Annotated in this window: 13 protein-coding genes; 7 read left to right on the top strand and 6 right to left on the bottom strand. The window is 47.1% G+C overall.

Annotated elements, in window-relative coordinates; translation table 11 throughout:
- Positions 1 to 64: 64 nt before the first annotated feature.
- The 4 genes from gyrB to dnaA form a co-directional block, all read right to left on the bottom strand.
- Complete coding sequence (gyrB, locus tag MMG82_RS14510; protein ID WP_047538178.1) at positions 65 to 2,482, bottom strand: DNA topoisomerase (ATP-hydrolyzing) subunit B; 2,418 nt, start codon at positions 2,480 to 2,482, stop codon at positions 65 to 67.
- 16 nt (positions 2,483 to 2,498) lie between these two features.
- Positions 2,499 to 3,581 (bottom strand): DNA replication/repair protein RecF, encoded by a 1,083-nt coding sequence (gene recF / locus MMG82_RS14505; protein ID WP_037413470.1) that lies wholly within the window; start codon positions 3,579 to 3,581, stop codon positions 2,499 to 2,501.
- A gap of 161 nt (positions 3,582 to 3,742) precedes the next feature.
- Positions 3,743 to 4,843 (bottom strand): DNA polymerase III subunit beta, encoded by a 1,101-nt coding sequence (dnaN, locus tag MMG82_RS14500; protein WP_011620839.1) that lies wholly within the window; start codon positions 4,841 to 4,843, stop codon positions 3,743 to 3,745.
- A gap of 20 nt (positions 4,844 to 4,863) precedes the next feature.
- On the bottom strand, positions 4,864 to 6,246 hold the full coding sequence (dnaA, locus tag MMG82_RS14495; RefSeq protein ID WP_037413464.1) for a chromosomal replication initiator protein DnaA: 1,383 nt from the start codon (positions 6,244 to 6,246) through the stop codon (positions 4,864 to 4,866).
- A 444-nt stretch (positions 6,247 to 6,690) separates the two neighbouring features.
- On the opposite strand from dnaA, the gene rpmH reads away from it, so the two are divergent.
- The 5 genes from rpmH to mnmE all read left to right on the top strand — a co-directional run bounded on the left by rpmH (position 6,691) and on the right by mnmE (position 10,517).
- On the top strand, positions 6,691 to 6,828 hold the full coding sequence (gene rpmH, locus MMG82_RS14490; RefSeq protein ID WP_011070423.1) for a 50S ribosomal protein L34: 138 nt from the start codon (positions 6,691 to 6,693) through the stop codon (positions 6,826 to 6,828).
- Between the two features lie 16 nt (positions 6,829 to 6,844).
- Positions 6,845 to 7,201 (top strand): ribonuclease P protein component, encoded by a 357-nt coding sequence (gene rnpA / locus MMG82_RS14485; RefSeq protein ID WP_011070422.1) that lies wholly within the window; start codon positions 6,845 to 6,847, stop codon positions 7,199 to 7,201.
- A complete protein-coding gene (yidD, locus tag MMG82_RS14480) occupies positions 7,168 to 7,422 on the top strand; it encodes a membrane protein insertion efficiency factor YidD (protein ID WP_037413461.1) in 255 nt (84 codons plus the stop codon). The genes rnpA and yidD overlap by 34 nt, the downstream gene beginning before the upstream one ends.
- Positions 7,423 to 7,425: 3 nt before the next feature.
- On the top strand, positions 7,426 to 9,051 hold the full coding sequence (gene yidC, locus MMG82_RS14475) for a membrane protein insertase YidC (protein ID WP_037429332.1): 1,626 nt from the start codon (positions 7,426 to 7,428) through the stop codon (positions 9,049 to 9,051).
- A 104-nt stretch (positions 9,052 to 9,155) separates the two neighbouring features.
- Positions 9,156 to 10,517 carry a tRNA uridine-5-carboxymethylaminomethyl(34) synthesis GTPase MnmE gene (mnmE, locus tag MMG82_RS14470; RefSeq protein ID WP_241407017.1) on the top strand — a complete coding sequence of 454 codons (1,362 nt, stop codon included), beginning with the start codon at positions 9,156 to 9,158 and terminating at the stop codon, positions 10,515 to 10,517.
- A 194-nt stretch (positions 10,518 to 10,711) separates the two neighbouring features.
- Here mnmE and MMG82_RS14465 read toward each other — a convergent pair whose 3' ends face one another.
- Entirely contained in the window at positions 10,712 to 11,779 is a 1,068-nt protein-coding gene (locus tag MMG82_RS14465) for an ATP-binding protein (RefSeq protein WP_241407016.1), read from the bottom strand.
- Complete coding sequence (locus MMG82_RS14460) at positions 11,776 to 12,504, bottom strand: response regulator (RefSeq protein ID WP_241407015.1); 729 nt, start codon at positions 12,502 to 12,504, stop codon at positions 11,776 to 11,778. The genes MMG82_RS14465 and MMG82_RS14460 overlap by 4 nt, the downstream gene beginning before the upstream one ends.
- A 161-nt stretch (positions 12,505 to 12,665) precedes the next feature.
- Here MMG82_RS14460 and MMG82_RS14455 point away from each other — a divergent pair, with 161 nt between their 5' ends.
- Positions 12,666 to 13,820, top strand: coding sequence for an efflux RND transporter periplasmic adaptor subunit (locus MMG82_RS14455; RefSeq protein ID WP_241407014.1), 1,155 nt, complete (start codon positions 12,666 to 12,668; stop codon positions 13,818 to 13,820).
- Positions 13,821 to 13,834: 14 nt separating this feature from the next.
- Positions 13,835 to 16,966, top strand: coding sequence for a multidrug efflux RND transporter permease subunit (locus tag MMG82_RS14450; RefSeq protein ID WP_241407013.1), 3,132 nt, complete (start codon positions 13,835 to 13,837; stop codon positions 16,964 to 16,966).
- Positions 16,967 to 17,190 lie beyond the last annotated feature (224 nt).

Raw genomic sequence — 17,190 nt, 5'->3', positions numbered from 1 at the left:
GCTAAGCTTTCCCTTTTTTATCAATCAGTTATATCTGTAAAAAACGATATTAAACGTCTAGATATTAAACGTCTAAGTTAGCTACGTTCAGCGCGTTGGCTTCAATAAACTCACGACGCGGTTCTACTTGATCGCCCATCAAGCAAGTAAACAGCTGATCCGCACCAACGGCATCATCAATGGTCACTTGCAGCATACGGCGTGATTCAGGATCCATTGTGGTTTCCCACAATTGCTCAGGGTTCATCTCACCCAATCCTTTATAACGTTGGATATATAAACCACGTTTAGCTTCAGAAATAGTCCAATCTAGTGCTTCAATGAAGCTCCCAACTTCTTTCACTCGGTCGCCACGTTGCACATAACCACCGACTTCAATCAAGCCTTCTAGGGCTGTACCTAACTTAGCAATACGTTGATAATCCATTGATTGGAAGAAGTCATAGCTAAATAGGTAATGCGTGTCGATACCATGTTTACGAATGGTGATCTTTGGCAGATACACTTTACGCTCAGGATCGAGTACAGGCTCACCAGAATACAGCACGCCGCTATTTTCTAATTCCACCAACTCATGAATAAAGGCGTCTATCCATTCCTTCATCTTAGCTTCATCGGCCAACATCTCATTGCTGATCATTGGGTGGTAAAGCATCCGATTAGTGATATGCGTTGGATAACGTTGCTCTAAACGGGCAACAATCGCCTCTACTTCGCGGTATTGCGTCACTAAACGCTCTAATGGCTCACCCGACATACCTGGCGCACCTTGAGATGGATAAATGCTGGTGCCATCTAACGCTTGAGTGGTCAAATACTGAGTCAGTGCCGCTTCGTCTTTCAGATATTGTTCTTGCTTACCTTTCTTCACTTTGAATAAAGGTGGTTGAGCAATATACACATAACCACGTTCAATCAGTTCAGGCATTTGGCGGAAGAAGAAGGTCAACAGCAAGGTACGAATGTGCGAGCCGTCGACGTCAGCATCCGTCATGATGATGATGTTGTGGTAGCGAGTCTTATCTGGGTTGTATTCATCACGACCAATACCACAGCCAAGTGCGGTGATTAGTGTTGCAACCTCTTGAGAAGACAGCATTTTATCGAAACGGGCTTTCTCAACGTTTAAGATTTTACCTTTCAGTGGCAGAATCGCTTGATTCTTACGATTACGTCCCTGCTTAGCGCTACCGCCAGCAGAGTCCCCTTCCACTATGTAGATTTCTGAAAGACCAGGATCTTTCTCTTGGCAATCCGCCAGCTTACCAGGCAAACCACCTAAATCAAGCGCGCCTTTACGACGGGTCATTTCACGGGCTTTACGCGCCGCTTCACGGGCACGGGCCGCATCAACAATCTTACCAACGATTAACTTAGCATCGGCAGGATTTTCAAGCAGATAGTCGTTTAGCTTTTCACCCATGGTTTGTTCAACCGCGGCTTTCACTTCGCTAGACACTAGCTTGTCTTTGGTTTGCGAGCTGAACTTAGGATCGGGCACTTTAACCGAGATAACAGCCGTTAAACCTTCGCGTGCGTCATCGCCAGTCGCGTTGGTTTTGCCTTTCTTGTTATAACCTTCGTTTTCCATGTAGTTGTTTAGGTTACGTGTCAACGCACTACGGAAACCGGCTAAGTGAGTACCACCGTCACGCTGCGGGATGTTGTTGGTAAAACAGAATATGTTTTCTTGGTAACCATCGTTCCACTGCATCGCCACTTCAACGGTAATGCCGTCGTCACGCTCCTGCATAAAGTGGAATACATCTTTGTTTACCGGCGTTTTATTACGGTTCAAGTAATCAACGAATGCGCTGATACCGCCTTCGTATTTAAAGAATTCGTTTTTATTATCACGCTCGTCGACTAAGCGAATCCCCACACCAGAGTTAAGGAACGATAGTTCTCGCACCCGTTTAGCCAGGATTTCAAAGTGAAACTCAACATCACTGAAAGTTTGCTCACTGGGCCAGAAACGGATTTCGGTACCCGTTTTAGTTGCATCACCAATCTCTTTGATTGGCGCATCAGGTACACCATGGGTGTAAAACTGCTCGTGGACTTTACCATCGCGACGAATAGTTAATTGCAGCTTTTTAGAAAGCGCGTTGACCACCGACACACCCACACCGTGCAGACCACCTGACACTTTATAGGAGTTATCGTCGAACTTACCACCAGCATGCAGAACCGTCATGATAACTTCTGCGGCCGATACACCTTCTTCTTCATGGATAGAGACCGGAATACCACGGCCATCATCCTTAACAGAAACCGAACCATCCACATGGATAGTAATTGTGATATCAGTACAATGGCCCGCTAAGGCTTCATCGATAGAGTTATCGACTACTTCGAACACCATATGATGTAGACCCGTACCGTCGTCGGTGTCACCAATATACATCCCAGGTCTCTTACGTACTGCATCAAGGCCCTTAAGGACCTTAATACTCGAAGAATCGTAACTATTCTCTGACATATTATTCTCTCAATGGTTATTCAATTACCGTTACACGTCCGTGTTCCACATGGAACATCCTACTGGGAGGCGTGTGTAACGAATCGACTATTGCTGCTGGCTCAATGGCGGTCACAAACACTTGTGCACCAGTGTCCACTAGCTGTTTCAGCAATAGCTGCCTATGCTGTGCATCCAACTCGGATGGAAGATCATCCACAAGATAAATACTGTGTTTATCTATTTGTTGTTTGAGCAACTTTCCCTGTGCAATACGCAGTGCACAGACTAATAATTTCAATTGACCACGGGACAGGGCATCCTGCGCCGGCAAAGTGCCTACACGAAGTCTTAAGTCAGCTTTATGGGGACCGCTGACGGTATGACCCGTAGCCAAATCTCTGGGATATTGTGATTCGAGAAGTTGTGCAAAATCCGTTTTGCTATCCCAGCCGCGGGTAAATGAAACCTTAACATTCACCTGCGGTAAAAACTCCTCGATTATACCCTTAAGTAGCTCATTTAACGAGTCTACATAACGGTTTCGTATTTCGGTGACCTGCTCGGTATAACGGACAAACTCCCGATCCCAATATTGGATTTGATCATAGGGAGAATTATTCCTAAGTAGCTGATTTCGTTGCTTAAGAACTCGCCTCACATTCACCCACGCCGCATAAAACTGTGGGTCCGAATGAAAGGCCCCCCAATCAATAAACTGCCTGCGGGATTTTGGACCTTCAAACAATAACGAAAAGCTTTCCGGCGTGATGACTTGTATGGGCAAGGTTTCAGCTAAAGTCGATAGCCGTTTGACCTTTTCGCCGTCAATTTTGACTTCGGTTTCGCCACTGCGAAAACGCCGCAGACCAATTTTACTGTCGCCGCGGGGTAAATTTAAGGTCGCAAACAGGGTTAGTTTGTCTTGGTCGTTATTGATGACTCGCTGGGATAAGTGGCTGCGAAACGAGCGCCCCATCCCGAGAAAGTAAATCGCCTCAAGAATACTGGTTTTGCCACTGCCATTTTGACCATAGATCAGATTAATCCCCTCACTCGGGCTCAGTTGCGCCAATTGAATATTGCGAAAAGAATCAATATTAAGACGGATAAGGCTCATGCGTTACTCATCAAACCGCATCGACGGCTCAGGCCAAGACTCAGGACTGTTATCATACCGCAATTCACATCCATTAGAGTTAATAAGGCAACAAGGGATAAGGTCTGAAGACATATACGCCGCTAAAAAGCGGCGTATGGCACTGCGTAGAAATAGGATGACTATAAGCGCATTGGCATAACCACATACATGGAATCTTCTTCCAAGTGGTTTTCCAATAAAGCACTCGAGTTACCATCGATTAAAGTGATACGCACATCATCGGACTTAAGGTTGTTGAGCACGTCCAATAAGTAACTGACGTTGAAACCAATTTCGAGTGGCTGATTGTTGTAATCCACATCGATGATTTCTTCCGCTTCTTCTTGCTCTGGGTTATTAGCGGTGATTTTCAGTAATCCCGCTTCTAACTGAATGCGTACACCACGAAACTTCTCATTCGATAAAATAGAAGCGCGCGTTAAAGCTTGCTTGAAGTGGTTACGGCTGGCGATAACGATTTTATCACCGCCCTTAGGTAACACGCGGCGATAATCGGGGAAGCGACCATCGACTAATTTGCTGGTAAAGACTGTGGTGCTGGTGGTCGCGCGAATCGCGTTGTCGCCAATGGCAATCGCGATATCTAAATCATCGGCTTCCAACAAACGCGCCATTTCCATCACGCCTTTACGGGGCACGATCACTTGTTTTTCAGGTAATTGTGCATCTATGGTTCTGTGACTTAAGGCTAAGCGGTGACCGTCGGTAGCAATGGCGCGCAGCACATTACCTTCGGTTTCGAGCAATAAACCATTCAGATAGTAACGAACGTCTTGGTTCGCCATCGAAAACTGGGTCGCATCAATCAAAGACTTCAGCACGCCTTGCTTAAGGGTGAATTCGATTTCCGCCTGAAAGGCTTCCACGTTGGGGTATTCTTCTGCGGGCAGGGTTGCCAGCGAAAAACGACTACGGCCAGAGCGTAACAACCACTTGTTATCTTGCTGCTCGACCTTAAGCTCGCTTTGCTCGGGTAAGGATTTAACGATATCTAACAGCTTCTTAGCAGGAACTGTAGTTCGACCTTCTTCGATATCACCATGAATAACCGCCTGACCGACTAACTCAACTTCAAGGTCGGTACCTGTCATTTTGAGTGAGTGACCACTAACTTCTACAAGGAGATTTGCCAAAATAGGCAAGTTATGGCGTCTTTCTACCGCACCACAAACCAATTGAAGCGGCTTTAATAGGGCGTCCCTATCAATTGAAAATTTCATAGTGTCCAAATTCCTTGATTTTAAGAAGATAAGGTTCTAATCAAGTTAGCATAATCTTCTTTAATGTCGTGACTCTCTTCCCGTAGCTGAGCAATCTTACGACAGGCATGTAACACTGTGGTGTGATCTCGACCACCAAAGGCATCACCAATTTCCGGCAAGCTCTGGTTAGTTAATTCTTTGGATAACGCCATGGCCACTTGTCTTGGGCGCGCAACACTGCGCGAACGACGCTTAGACAACATATCAGCCATCTTGATTTTGTAGTATTCAGCTACGGTTTTCTGAATGTTGTCTATAGTGACTAATTTTTCCTGCAGTGCCAAGAGGTCACGTAGTGCTTCACGCACAAAATCAATCGTTATTGGGCGACCGGTAAAATTAGCGTTGGCGATCACGCGGTTTAACGCCCCTTCTAACTCGCGTACGTTTGAACGTAAGCGCTTAGCAATAAAAAAGGCCACTTCATCAGGCAGGTTAATGCCGCTCTCTTGCGCTTTGCGCATCAAAATCGCTACACGAGTTTCAAGTTCGGGTGGCTCGATCGCAACCGTTAAACCCCAGCCAAAGCGAGATTTTAATCTGTCTTCAACCCCGTCAATCTCTTTTGGATAACGATCCGACGTCAGGATGATCTGATGATTACCTTCAAGTAATGCGTTAAAGGTATGGAAAAATTCTTCCTGCGATCGGTCTTTATTGGCAAAAAATTGAATATCGTCGATAAACAGTGCATCGACACTGCGGTAATAGCGTTTGAATTCTTCGATCGCATTGTTTTGCAGCGCTTTGACCATGTCTTGCACAAAACGCTCGGAATGCATATAAACCACTTTAGCATTGGGATTATTTTTAATGATCCCGTTACCGACAGCGTGCAACAAGTGAGTCTTACCTAGACCAGTTCCACCATATAAGAATAGTGGGTTATATGCACCGCCTGGATTTTCAGCTACTTGCAATGCAGCCGCTTTACCAAGTTGGTTTGACTTACCCTCAACGAAGTTATCGAATTGATAAGTTGGATTGATATTGCTGCGATGGTTAGTGTTAGTCACAGGCTCGGTGGTATTAAATGATGTACCAACAGAAGCCTTAGTTTGGGGATTGGGTACGCGCACTGCTGCGACGGGCGCAGGTTCTGGCTTTTTCGCGGACGGACGACTACCGATATCGAAGCGTAGCTTAGGCGCATCATTACCCATTTGCTCAGTAAAAAACTGATTAATGATATTGATGTACTTATCCCTAACCCAATCGAGCACGAAGCGGTTAGGCGCATATAACACCAAAGTATCTCCATCCATTTCGGCTTGTAACGGTCTGATCCACATACTGAACTGCTGAGCAGAAAGCTCATCTTGCAGTCTTCCGATACATTGTTGCCAAAGTGAAACCGCCACTAAGTTATCCCCAAAAGATCATCAAAAAGAGGTGTATTCTATAGCGAGATCTCAAGGATCGCTATCCTTAAAAAATAATTATCCCCAACAAGATCATTCTTTGTCAGCATCCTCGATCATCAAAGATCAAATTCGATCCTTTTATTCAACAAATAGAGAAAATCCCGCTTTATTAAGCGATCCAGATTGATCTATAATGGCGCCCCTTGATCTGTTAACAGATCCTCTTAACTACTAGATGTAGTGTCCATACACAGAGTTATCCACATCTTATAGTGTGTGGGGGGAGTTGATCTAGGGATACGCTGGCAGAAATAACCCACTTGCTGACTTTCGTTGTTGACGGGGACAAGTAAAGTGATTACAATTCGGCCTCTTTTTTACCCTTACCTCTATTCGTGGAGATAAGGATATGTTCACTAATAACAAAGACGGATTGCCATCATGAGTAAACGTACTTTTCAACCTAGCAACCTGAAGCGCAAGCGTTCTCACGGCTTCCGCGCTCGTATGGCTACTGCAGGCGGCCGTAAGGTGCTTGCACGTCGTCGTGCGAAAGGTCGCGCTCGTTTATCTGCTTAATTAAGTGGATAACTAGTTGACTAGCTATACCTTTACGCGGGAGTTACGCTTGCTAACTCCCGCGCAATTTAAATCTGTATTTTCCAATCCCATCAAAGCATCTTCTGCTGAAATAACCTTGCTTGCCATTCCTAATTCGGAACAACATCCGCGTCTGGGTCTTACTGTTGCTAAACGCTACGTAAAACGTGCCAATCAGCGAAATCGCATTAAGCGAGTGATCAGAGATAGTTTTCGCCTCAATCAACACAATATTCCTCATCTTGATATTGTTGTGCTGGTTAGAAATGGGGTGATGGAAATGGAAAATGCCGAACTCAACAAGTTGATAGAAAAGCTATGGCGCAAACTCAGTCGCCGCTACAATGGCTAGCAACCACGTTTATTCGTGGCTATCAAATCTTCATCAGCCCAATCTTGGGACCTCGATGTCGTTTCAATCCCACTTGCTCTCATTACGCCATTGAGGCAATAAAAGTGCACGGAACCGCGAAAGGTTGTTGGTTTGCATTGAAACGCATATTAAAATGTCACCCTTTGCATCCCGGCGGTAGTGATCCCGTCCCCCCTAAAAATGACAGGTGTAATAAATAGGCTATGGAATCTCAACGCAATATATTGCTAATAGGACTACTGTTTGTCAGCTTTTTGCTGTGGCAACAGTGGCAAGCAGACAAAGCTCCAAAACCCGTTGCAACCGAATCGTCTGTAGTGGCGAATGCGACCACTAATCACAGTGCTGATGTTCCAGAAGCGGATACTGGTGTGCCAGCAGCAGTCGCTGCGACGCAAAATCTAATCACGGTTAAAACCGATCAGCTCGATGTGCAAATCAACCCTGTGGGTGGTGATATTGTTTTTGCTGCACTGGTTTCACATAAATTGGAACAGGGTAAAGACCAGCCATTTGTTTTGCTTGAGCAAACCAAAGATTACACTTATATCGCTCAGAGTGGCCTAATTGGCCGTGATGGTATCGATAGCAGTGCTAAAGGTCGCGCCGCATTTGCCGCCAGCAAAACTGAATTTACCTTAGCCGATGGCCAAGACACCTTAGAAGTACCACTGACCTATGTGGCTGATAACGGTGTGACTTACACAAAAGTGTTTGTATTCCATCGTGGCAAGTTTAACGTTGATATCGATTACAAAATCAACAACACCTCAGCTGCTCCATTACAAGTTCAGATGTACGGTCAGATTAAACAGACCATCAAGCCATCTGAAAGCAGCATGATGATGCCAACATACCGTGGCGCGGCATTTTCGACTCAAGATGTACGTTACGAAAAGTACAAGTTTGAAGATATGAGCAAGAGCAACCTCAATCAACCGACTCTCGGTGGTTGGGCGGCGATGCTGCAACATTACTTCGTATCAGCTTGGATCCCACCAGCAACCGATAGCAACACGATTTTCTCGAGTGTAAGTGCTGGCGGTTTAGCTAACATTGGTTTCCGTGGCGCGGTATACGATATTGCACCAGGTGCAACGCAAGAAATTAGCTCACAGTTCTATGTTGGCCCTAAAGATCAAAAAGCGCTATCTGCGTTATCTGATACCTTAAACCTAGTAGTTGATTACGGTTTCCTTTGGTGGTTAGCCGTTCCAATCCACTGGTTATTGATGTTCTATCAATCATTTGTGGGTAACTGGGGTGTGGCAATTATCCTGATCACCTTAACCGTTCGTGGTTTACTGTTCCCGCTTACCAAAGCGCAGTACACCTCAATGGCTAAGATGCGTAACCTACAGCCAAAACTGCAGGAACTAAAAGAGCGTTTCGGCGATGACCGTCAAAAGATGGGTCAAGCCATGATGGAACTGTATAAGAAGGAAAAAGTTAACCCTATGGGTGGCTGTTTACCTATTATTTTACAGATGCCAATCTTTATTGCCCTATACTGGGTATTGCTAGAGAGCTTCGAGCTGCGTCACGCACCATTTATGTTATGGATCCACGACTTATCAGTACAAGATCCATACTACATTCTGCCGCTGCTGATGGGTGTGTCCATGTTTGTGATGCAAAAAATGCAACCCATCGCACCGACAATGGACCCAATGCAAGTGAAGATGATGCAATGGATGCCAGTGATCTTTACCGTATTCTTCCTGTGGTTCCCATCGGGTCTAGTACTGTACTGGTTAGTGGGTAACATTGTTGCCATCATCCAGCAGAAGATTATTTATGCAGGTCTAGAGAAAAAAGGCTTAAAATAAGCCCAAGCGCTAGATCGGAGCTAACAGCTCAGCATATTCAAAAAGGCGGCTTCATTGGCCGCCTTTTCCTTTAGGTAATTTGATCGATATTAATGGGTATTTCCGTGACAACTGACACTATCGTGGCACAAGCCACCGCGCCCGGACGGGGCGGCGTGGGTATCATTCGAATCTCTGGTGATAAGGCAACCGATGTGGCCATGGCCGTATTGGGTCATTTACCTAAACCCCGTTACGCCGATTACTGCGACTTTAAAAATGCCTCAGGCCAAGTGATTGACCAAGGTATAGCACTGTTTTTTAAAGGCCCTAATTCCTTCACGGGTGAAGATGTATTAGAGCTGCAGGGCCACGGTGGTCAAATCGTCCTCGATATGCTGATCAAACGCGTGCTCGAAGTCGAAGGCATTCGCATCGCCAAACCAGGCGAGTTTAGCGAACAGGCATTTATGAACGACAAGCTTGACTTAACCCAAGCCGAAGCTATTGCCGACCTTATCGATGCCACCAGTGAACAAGCGGCTAAAAGCGCGCTGCAATCACTGCAAGGTGAGTTTTCGAAGGAAGTGCATGAGCTGGTGGATCAAGTCACCCATCTGCGTTTATACGTCGAAGCCGCGATTGATTTCCCCGATGAAGAAGTCGACTTTTTAAGTGATGGCAAAATTGCCAATGCACTCTACAAAATCATCGACAAACTCAGCGCCGTACAAGCCAGTGCCAAGCAAGGCTCGATTATCCGCGAAGGCATGAAGGTGGTGATTGCCGGTCGCCCCAATGCCGGAAAATCCAGTCTACTTAATGCGCTCGCCGGTAAAGAGTCGGCCATTGTGACCGAAATAGCTGGCACCACTCGCGATGTGCTGCGCGAACACATTCATTTAGATGGTATGCCACTGCATATTATCGACACCGCAGGTTTACGTGATACCACAGATACGGTTGAACAAATCGGTATCGAACGCGCGTGGAACGAAATCAACAGCGCCGATCGGGTGTTATTTATGGTCGATGGTACTACCACGGATGCCGTCGATCCCCACGATATTTGGCCGGATTTTATCGATCGTCTCCCCCCCAATTTAGGCGTGACTGTTGTCCGCAATAAGGCCGATCTCACCGGTGAAAACCTCGCCATGACCGAAGAAAAAGGTTACAGCGTGTATAGGATCTCGGCCAAAACCGGTCTGGGCGTAGAGGAATTAAAGCAACACCTTAAATCCTTGATGGGTTATCAGAGTAATCTCGAAGGTGGCTTTATCGCCCGTCGTCGTCACCTCGAAGCATTGGATGTTGCAGCGAGCCATCTGCAACTAGGTAAAGAGCAATTAGAGGTTTATCTCGCAGGTGAACTGTTAGCAGAAGAGCTCAGAATGGCGCAACTCGCCCTATCTGAAATCACTGGCCGTTTTACTTCAGACGATCTACTCGGCAAAATTTTTAGCTCATTCTGTATCGGGAAGTAAAATAGTAAAACGCATCAAACCAAATCAAAACAACATTATGATTTTAAAATAATTTTGTTTTATTGGGTGGGAAGTGATTTGAAGGGTTTTGTCTATTCTTGCTCCGTATGTGCTCCGAAGATAAATTTTGGAGCACATTTGTAATATAAGAAAAAAACCTATTAAATAAATATATTAGTAGACAAGAATAAAGCCTAAACTTGCCTAATTGGCCAAAATAGAACGAATACTGTTCCTCCACGACCCGATGGCTGGCAGACCACATGGCCGCCGTGAGCTTCAACAATAGTCTTAACCACGGCAAGACCAAGCCCGCTACCACCACTTTTTCGTGAACGAGAAGGATCGACTCGACGAAATGCTTCGAATACGTAACTGGCGGCAGCATCAGGGATGCCAGGCCCCTCATCTTCCACACTTACATAGCAATTATCATCCGAATGATAGAGCCGCACGGTTAACTCGCCGGGCTCTGCATGCTGGCGAGCATTTTCTAGTAGTGCGATTAGCACCTGACGGATACGGATGGCATCACAGTAAACTTGAAGGCTAGAATCGAGTTCCAACTTAAGTTTGAGTCCTCTGGCATCTAAAGCCGCTGCAAAGGTCTCAATCACAGTACTAAGTTCATCCGCTAAACAAACCTCTACACGATGTAACTCTAAGTGGCCACTGTCGTTAAGGCTCAGCACTCGTAAATCTTCTATCAGGTGATTTAAGCCTTCGACCTGCCGTAACAATCCCTCGAACAACTCACTATTAGGACTAAAAACACCTTCCGCTAAGCCCTGCAATCGACCACGCAAAATGGTGACCGGAGTGCGAAGCTCATGGGCAATAGCCGCATTCCAAAACTCCCGCTCGCGGGTCATACACTCTAATCGCTCAGCCATAGCATTAAAGTCACTGACCAGTTGCGCGGTTTCTCCCATAGTATCTTGATCCATTTTTGCGCGTGCGTTGAGTTTACCTAGAGCGACTTCGCGTAGGCTATATGCCACAGAATTCAACGGATTGAGGATTCGCCGAGACAGACGAACAGCAACAAAAAGCGACATCCCCAATGCGGCGGCGATAGTGCAAACAATCCAGATCATCTCCATCCGAGAAGGCATCCAAGTTTCAGAGATGCTGCCAGGCAAGTAGGTCACCGCAATAGCATAGAAAACATAGGAACCAAATACCGACAGGAAAATAACCCCTAGCGTCATCACAGCTAAGGATTGAATAATTTGTCTGCGTAAGCCCGGTGATTGCTTCATACTTCACCACCAAAGCGATAGCCAACCCCCCAGACGCTGAGCGGTACTCCTTGAATATTAAGGGCTTCAAGTTTTTTACGCAGCTTACTGATATGACTATCAACAGTGCGTTCCTGAGTATCACCTTCGGGCAAGCAATTAATCAGCAGCTCCTCACGGCTAAAAACACGTTTTGGCGCCCGCATCAGACAGGCTAATAGTTTAAATTCCGTGAGAGTCAGATCGAGTATTTGCTGCTGACCGTTCAAGTTCACGCTGGCCTCGTGACTGTCTAAGTCGATTTGGAACTGACCGACGCGCAATATTTGGCTATTGGTAGACGGGTTAATTCGGACACGTCGCAACACAGCCTGAACCCTCGCGACCACCTCAGCAGGATTGAAAGGTTTAACCACATAGTCATCGGCACCGAGGCGTAACCCCATTAACTTATCGATATCTTGGTCAAGCGCGGTGAGCATGATCACTGGCGTATCGCCACGGGAGCGAATTTCATTCAATACCTTCCAGCCATCGAGATTAGGCATCTGTACATCAAGCAACAACAGATCGGGCTTAAATGTATCGTGCATGGCTAATGCTTGAATACCATCCGTAGCGTGTTGAGTTCGCAGCCCACTACGCTGTAAATAGGCAATCAGGATCTCGGCAATCTCGGCTTCATCTTCGGCAATCAGTACAAGTGCCGAAGTCATCTGACTTTTTGTGGCATTGAGATTGGACATGAATAGCTCCAAGGCTGAAATTGAAGAACTTTATCACTCCCTCCACACATTCTCCACAAAGCCTCGAATAATTCGCAATAGCGACCCGTCATAATTCAGTGAGTTCTCAAGCATTGGTCAATGTCATCAGTGAGAACGTAGCAAATAGAGGAGAGTTGGTTATGTTCAGCAAAAAACGGCATTTAAACTTGGTACTCTTGGTAGGAATTGCCGTAATGGGATTGATGGGTTGCTACTCCGCGGAGCAGGAGGAAAATCCCCCCTCTCTAATCCAGGTTTCTGTAATCACGCTGGATAACGAAGCACTATTGGTCACAGAAGATCTACCTGGTCGCGTTGTTGCTGTTCGCAGTGCAGAGATCCGCGCGCAAGTTAGCGGCATAGTTCAACATCGTCTGTTCGAACAAGGCAGCGAGGTAACATCTGGCACAGTGCTATTCCAGATTGATCCTGCACAATTTAAAGCCGATGTTGCTATTGCGGCAGCCGCCTTGCAACGAGCCGAAGCCGTATTGGTTCGTTCTCGCCAGGAAACTGCACGCTTGGCCTCCCTGTTAAAAACCGAAGCGGTTAGCCAACAAATGTTTGATGATGCAATTTCCCTGCGCGATCAAGCCGCAGCAGATGTCGCCCAATCCCAAGCGACACTTACGCGGCACCAGTTAGATTTAGAATTTGCCAGCGTCAAAGCCCCTATCTCAGGGCAAATTGATCAAGCCTTAGTGAGTGAAGGAGCCTTAGTCTCACCGACTGATACCACCCCAATGGCGAGGATCCAACAAATTGACCAAGTGTATGTCGATGTTCGACTGCCAGCATCAATGTTAGACAGCATGCGCCAGCAAGCAAACGAAGCTAACCCAGAGTTAAGCGTAGAGATCCTAAGCAGCAGCGGTGAGTCTCTTGGCATGAAAGGTCATATCTTATTTTCGGGCTCCGAGGTGGATACAGGTACCGGCGATGTACTGCTGCGTGTACTCGTTGATAATCCACAACATCGCCTATTGCCCGGTCTTTTTGTAAAAGCTCGGGTTCCAAAGACTTACTATTCTTCCACTCTGAGAGTGCCACAACAGACAGTCACCCGTAAGGCGGGTCAACCCCAAGTATGGGTACTCAATGCGGAGGGCAAGGTACAGCTAGTAGCAATTAAAGTCGATGAGCTAGTGGCAGGCCGCTACCGCGTGATATCAGGACTATCTGCTGGCCAGCAGATAGTCGTTGAAGGCATCGAACGGCTAAGTCCTGATGCGCAGGTTCATGCTCGGCTTTGGCAACCCACAGCAGAGCAGCAATTAAGTGCCGATGTGCGCTGATTTGGAGACATACCATGCCACAGTTTTTTATTAACCGCCCAGTATTTGCATGGGTGATAGCCCTCTTTATCGTACTGATTGGTATCATCTCGATTCCGCAATTACCTATCTCTCGCTACCCTTCGGTTGCCCCCGTGTCGGTGAGCATTTATGCCGCTTATCCAGGAGCCACGCCACAAACACTTAATGACTCTGTGATAAGCCTTGTCGAGCGTGAACTATCGGGGGTAAAAAACCTACTGTACTTTGAATCATCAGTTGACAGCTCAGGAAGTGCACAAATTACCGCCACCTTCAAACCGGGCACAGATGCGGAACTTGCCCAAGTTGATGTGCAAAATCGCATTAAGGCAGTCGAACCACGCTTACCTCAAGTCGTACGGCAGAGCGGTCTGCAGGTTGAGTCGGCGGCATCGAGCTTTCTGATGATGATTGGCATGACGTCACCTAATGGTCAATTCGACGAAGTCGCGCTAAACGACTATTTGGCGCGAAATGTTGTCGAGGAACTACGCCGAATCGACGGTGTGGGACGAGTGCAATTATTTGGTGCAGAGCAAGCCATGCGTGTCTGGGTTGACCCCAATAAACTCACCGCCTATGGCCTGACAATGAACGACCTTGCTCTGGCGATTGAACAGCAGAACGCACAAATCGCCCCAGGCCGACTCGGTGATGAGCCAGCCTTACCCGGACAACGCCTAACAGTCCCATTGACCGTACAAGGACAACTGACCACACCCGAGGAATTCGCCGCTATTGCCCTACGTTCCAGTGTCGATGGCGCCAAATTGGTGTTGGCTGATGTGGCTAGAGTTGAGCTGGGCGCTCAGTCCTATGGTTTTTCGAACCGTGAGAATGGTGTAACGGCAACCAGTGCCGCGATTCAACTATCCCCAGGCGCCAACGCCGTTCGCACCGCTTCAGCAGTGCGAGAACGCTTAGCCGAACTAGCAACCAGCATGCCCTCAGGCATAAGCTATTCAGTGCCCTTCGACACAGCACCTTTCGTCAAAGTGTCTATCAAAAAAGTAATTTATACCCTGTTTGAAGCTATGGGCTTAGTGTTTCTGGTCATGTTCCTGTTCTTGCAGAAGCTGCGCTACACACTAATTCCAGCCATCGTCGCCCCCATCGCATTGCTCGGCACCTTTGCCGTAATGTTGCTGGCGGGTTTTTCAATAAATTCGCTGACTATGTTTGGCATGGTATTGGCCATTGGCATTATTGTTGACGACGCTATTGTGGTGGTTGAAAACGTGGAACGGCTGATGGCGACCCAAGGGTTATCTCCCAAAGAAGCGACCTCACGGGCGATGAAGGAAATTACTGGTGCGGTAATAGGTATAACCTTAGTGCTAACGGCTGTGTTTATTCCCATGGCCTTTGGTACCGGCTCGGTGGGCGTTATCTATCAACAATTTAGTTTGGCTATGGCGGTGTCGATCTTAATTTCAGCCTTCCTCGCCCTGTCTTTAACCCCAGCTCTATGTTCGACACTATTGCATCCTGTCAGTGCAGATCACCAACACAAAAGCGGATTTTTTGGTGCTTTTAACCGCGCCTTCGAACGCTTGACGACTCGTTACAGTGCACGGTTAGTACACTTGGTAAGGCGTAGCGGGCGAATGATGGCAGCATTTGCAGTGATCTGCGCTGTACTCGTATTAGCGGTTAAGGAATTACCTTCGTCCTTCCTACCCGACGAAGATCAAGGCTACTTCATGACCTCTATTCAATTACCCACTGGCGCAACGAGCGAACGTACACTAGAAGTGGTAAAAAAATATGAAGCACACGTAGCTACTCGCCCAACATTGGATACCAATATGGTAGTACAGGGCTTTAGCTTTGCAGGCTCAGGCCCAAACGCCGCCATGGCTTTCACTATGCTCAAAGATTGGGATAAACGTAATGGTGCCACAGCGGCAGAGGAAGCAGAACTTGCACAACAAGCTATGGCAGATAACGTCGAAGGCACTGTCATGAGCCTGATGCCACCTGCCATCGACGAGCTGGGGACTTCATCAGGCTTCACTCTATACCTGCAAGATAGAGCCAACCGTGGTGAAACGGCGTTACTTGCTGCACAGGCGCAACTGCTCGAGTTAGCGGCTCAAAGCAAGGTGGTTAGCAATGTCTACCCAGATGGTTTACCGCCCGGTGAAAGCATTAACCTAGATATCAATCGACCAAAAGCCGAGGCTATGGGCCTGTCTTTCGCAGCGGTAAGCAGCACGCTTTCGGCGGCAATGGGATCTATGTATGTCAATGATTTTCCGAATAATGGACGTATGCAACAAGTCATTCTGCAAGCGGAAGCATCTGCACGTATGCAGCTAGATGACGTACTAAGCCTGCGGGTACGTAATTCTAGCGGTGGCATGGTACCACTGCGAGAAGTCGTGACACCCAAATGGAGTGAATCGCCACAACAAATGATGCGCTTTCAAGGCTTTCCGGCAGTGCGAATTTCGGGAGGTGCTGCGCCAGGCATTTCCAGCGGAGCCTCCATGGCAGAAATGGAACGCCTAGTGGCACAGTTACCACCAGGCTATGCGATAGCGTGGACAGGGGCATCATTACAGGAGCGCCAATCGGCTGCACAGGCGCCGCTGCTGATGCTGTTATCTGCGCTTGTTGTATTTTTGGTTCTTGCTGCACTGTACGAGAGCTGGTCGATTCCGCTATCGGTAATGCTGGTAGTACCGCTGGGACTCATAGGAGCCGTGGCAGCGGTTATGCTACGAGGCATGCCTAATGACGTGTTTTTCAAGGTGGGGATGATTACCATCATTGGCTTATCGGCGAAAAACGCCATACTTATCGTCGAATTTGCCCGCCAATTACACGCCGAGGGACGCAGTTTGGTCGATGCAGCAGTAACCGCTGCACGGCTGCGGCTGCGTCCAATCTTGATGACTTCGCTAGCCTTCACCCTTGGCGTCCTCCCTTTGATGCTTGCAAGCGGCGCGAGTGCAGAAACTCAACATGCTATCGGCACCGGCGTTTTCGGCGGTATGCTTAGCGGAACCATACTAGCAATATTCTTTGTTCCTATCTTTTTTGTCTTTGTCATCGGCACACAAGAGCGCATTAAGACCAAGCTAGTAAGGCGTAATAATTCCAAAATGGCCAAAGGATAAACACCTATACACGTGTACTGAGTTTAGACTACTACGCTCCCCACGGAATAGTAGTAAGCTAGTCCTAACAACGGCTGGCTTACTACTAGCATGTTGTTGTACGGCCAAATAATAATAAATTATTTAAAAATAAAAGGTTTCAAGCTAATTAATCAAAAGTCTATTTATTACTTCCTACTTTCCCAGATATCCCACTTTTAACATGCTGAAAATCCCCTAGAATG

Origin of the sequence: Shewanella sp. MM_2022_3, from assembly GCF_022557375.1 — a bacterium.
Classification (GTDB): domain Bacteria; phylum Pseudomonadota; class Gammaproteobacteria; order Enterobacterales; family Shewanellaceae; genus Shewanella; species Shewanella xiamenensis.
The sequence above is the reverse complement of the archived record's forward strand: the minus strand, read 5'-3'. Positions and strand labels throughout refer to the sequence as shown.

What these genes read in the sequence shown, in the direction of transcription:
- gyrB (WP_047538178.1), bottom strand. Translation starts at nt 2,482, where the DNA reads ATGTCAGAGAATAGTTACGATTCTTCGAGTATTAAGGTCCTTAAGGGC.
- MMG82_RS14455 (WP_241407014.1), top strand. Translation starts at nt 12,666, where the DNA reads ATGTTCAGCAAAAAACGGCATTTAAACTTGGTACTCTTGGTAGGAATT.
- MMG82_RS14450 (WP_241407013.1), top strand. Translation starts at nt 13,835, where the DNA reads ATGCCACAGTTTTTTATTAACCGCCCAGTATTTGCATGGGTGATAGCC.
- yidD (WP_037413461.1), top strand. Translation starts at nt 7,168, where the DNA reads ATGGCGCAAACTCAGTCGCCGCTACAATGGCTAGCAACCACGTTTATT.
- MMG82_RS14460 (WP_241407015.1), bottom strand. Translation starts at nt 12,504, where the DNA reads ATGTCCAATCTCAATGCCACAAAAAGTCAGATGACTTCGGCACTTGTA.
- MMG82_RS14465 (WP_241407016.1), bottom strand. Translation starts at nt 11,779, where the DNA reads ATGAAGCAATCACCGGGCTTACGCAGACAAATTATTCAATCCTTAGCT.
- recF (WP_037413470.1), bottom strand. Translation starts at nt 3,581, where the DNA reads ATGAGCCTTATCCGTCTTAATATTGATTCTTTTCGCAATATTCAATTG.
- dnaN (WP_011620839.1), bottom strand. Translation starts at nt 4,843, where the DNA reads ATGAAATTTTCAATTGATAGGGACGCCCTATTAAAGCCGCTTCAATTG.
- rpmH (WP_011070423.1), top strand. Translation starts at nt 6,691, where the DNA reads ATGAGTAAACGTACTTTTCAACCTAGCAACCTGAAGCGCAAGCGTTCT.
- yidC (WP_037429332.1), top strand. Translation starts at nt 7,426, where the DNA reads ATGGAATCTCAACGCAATATATTGCTAATAGGACTACTGTTTGTCAGC.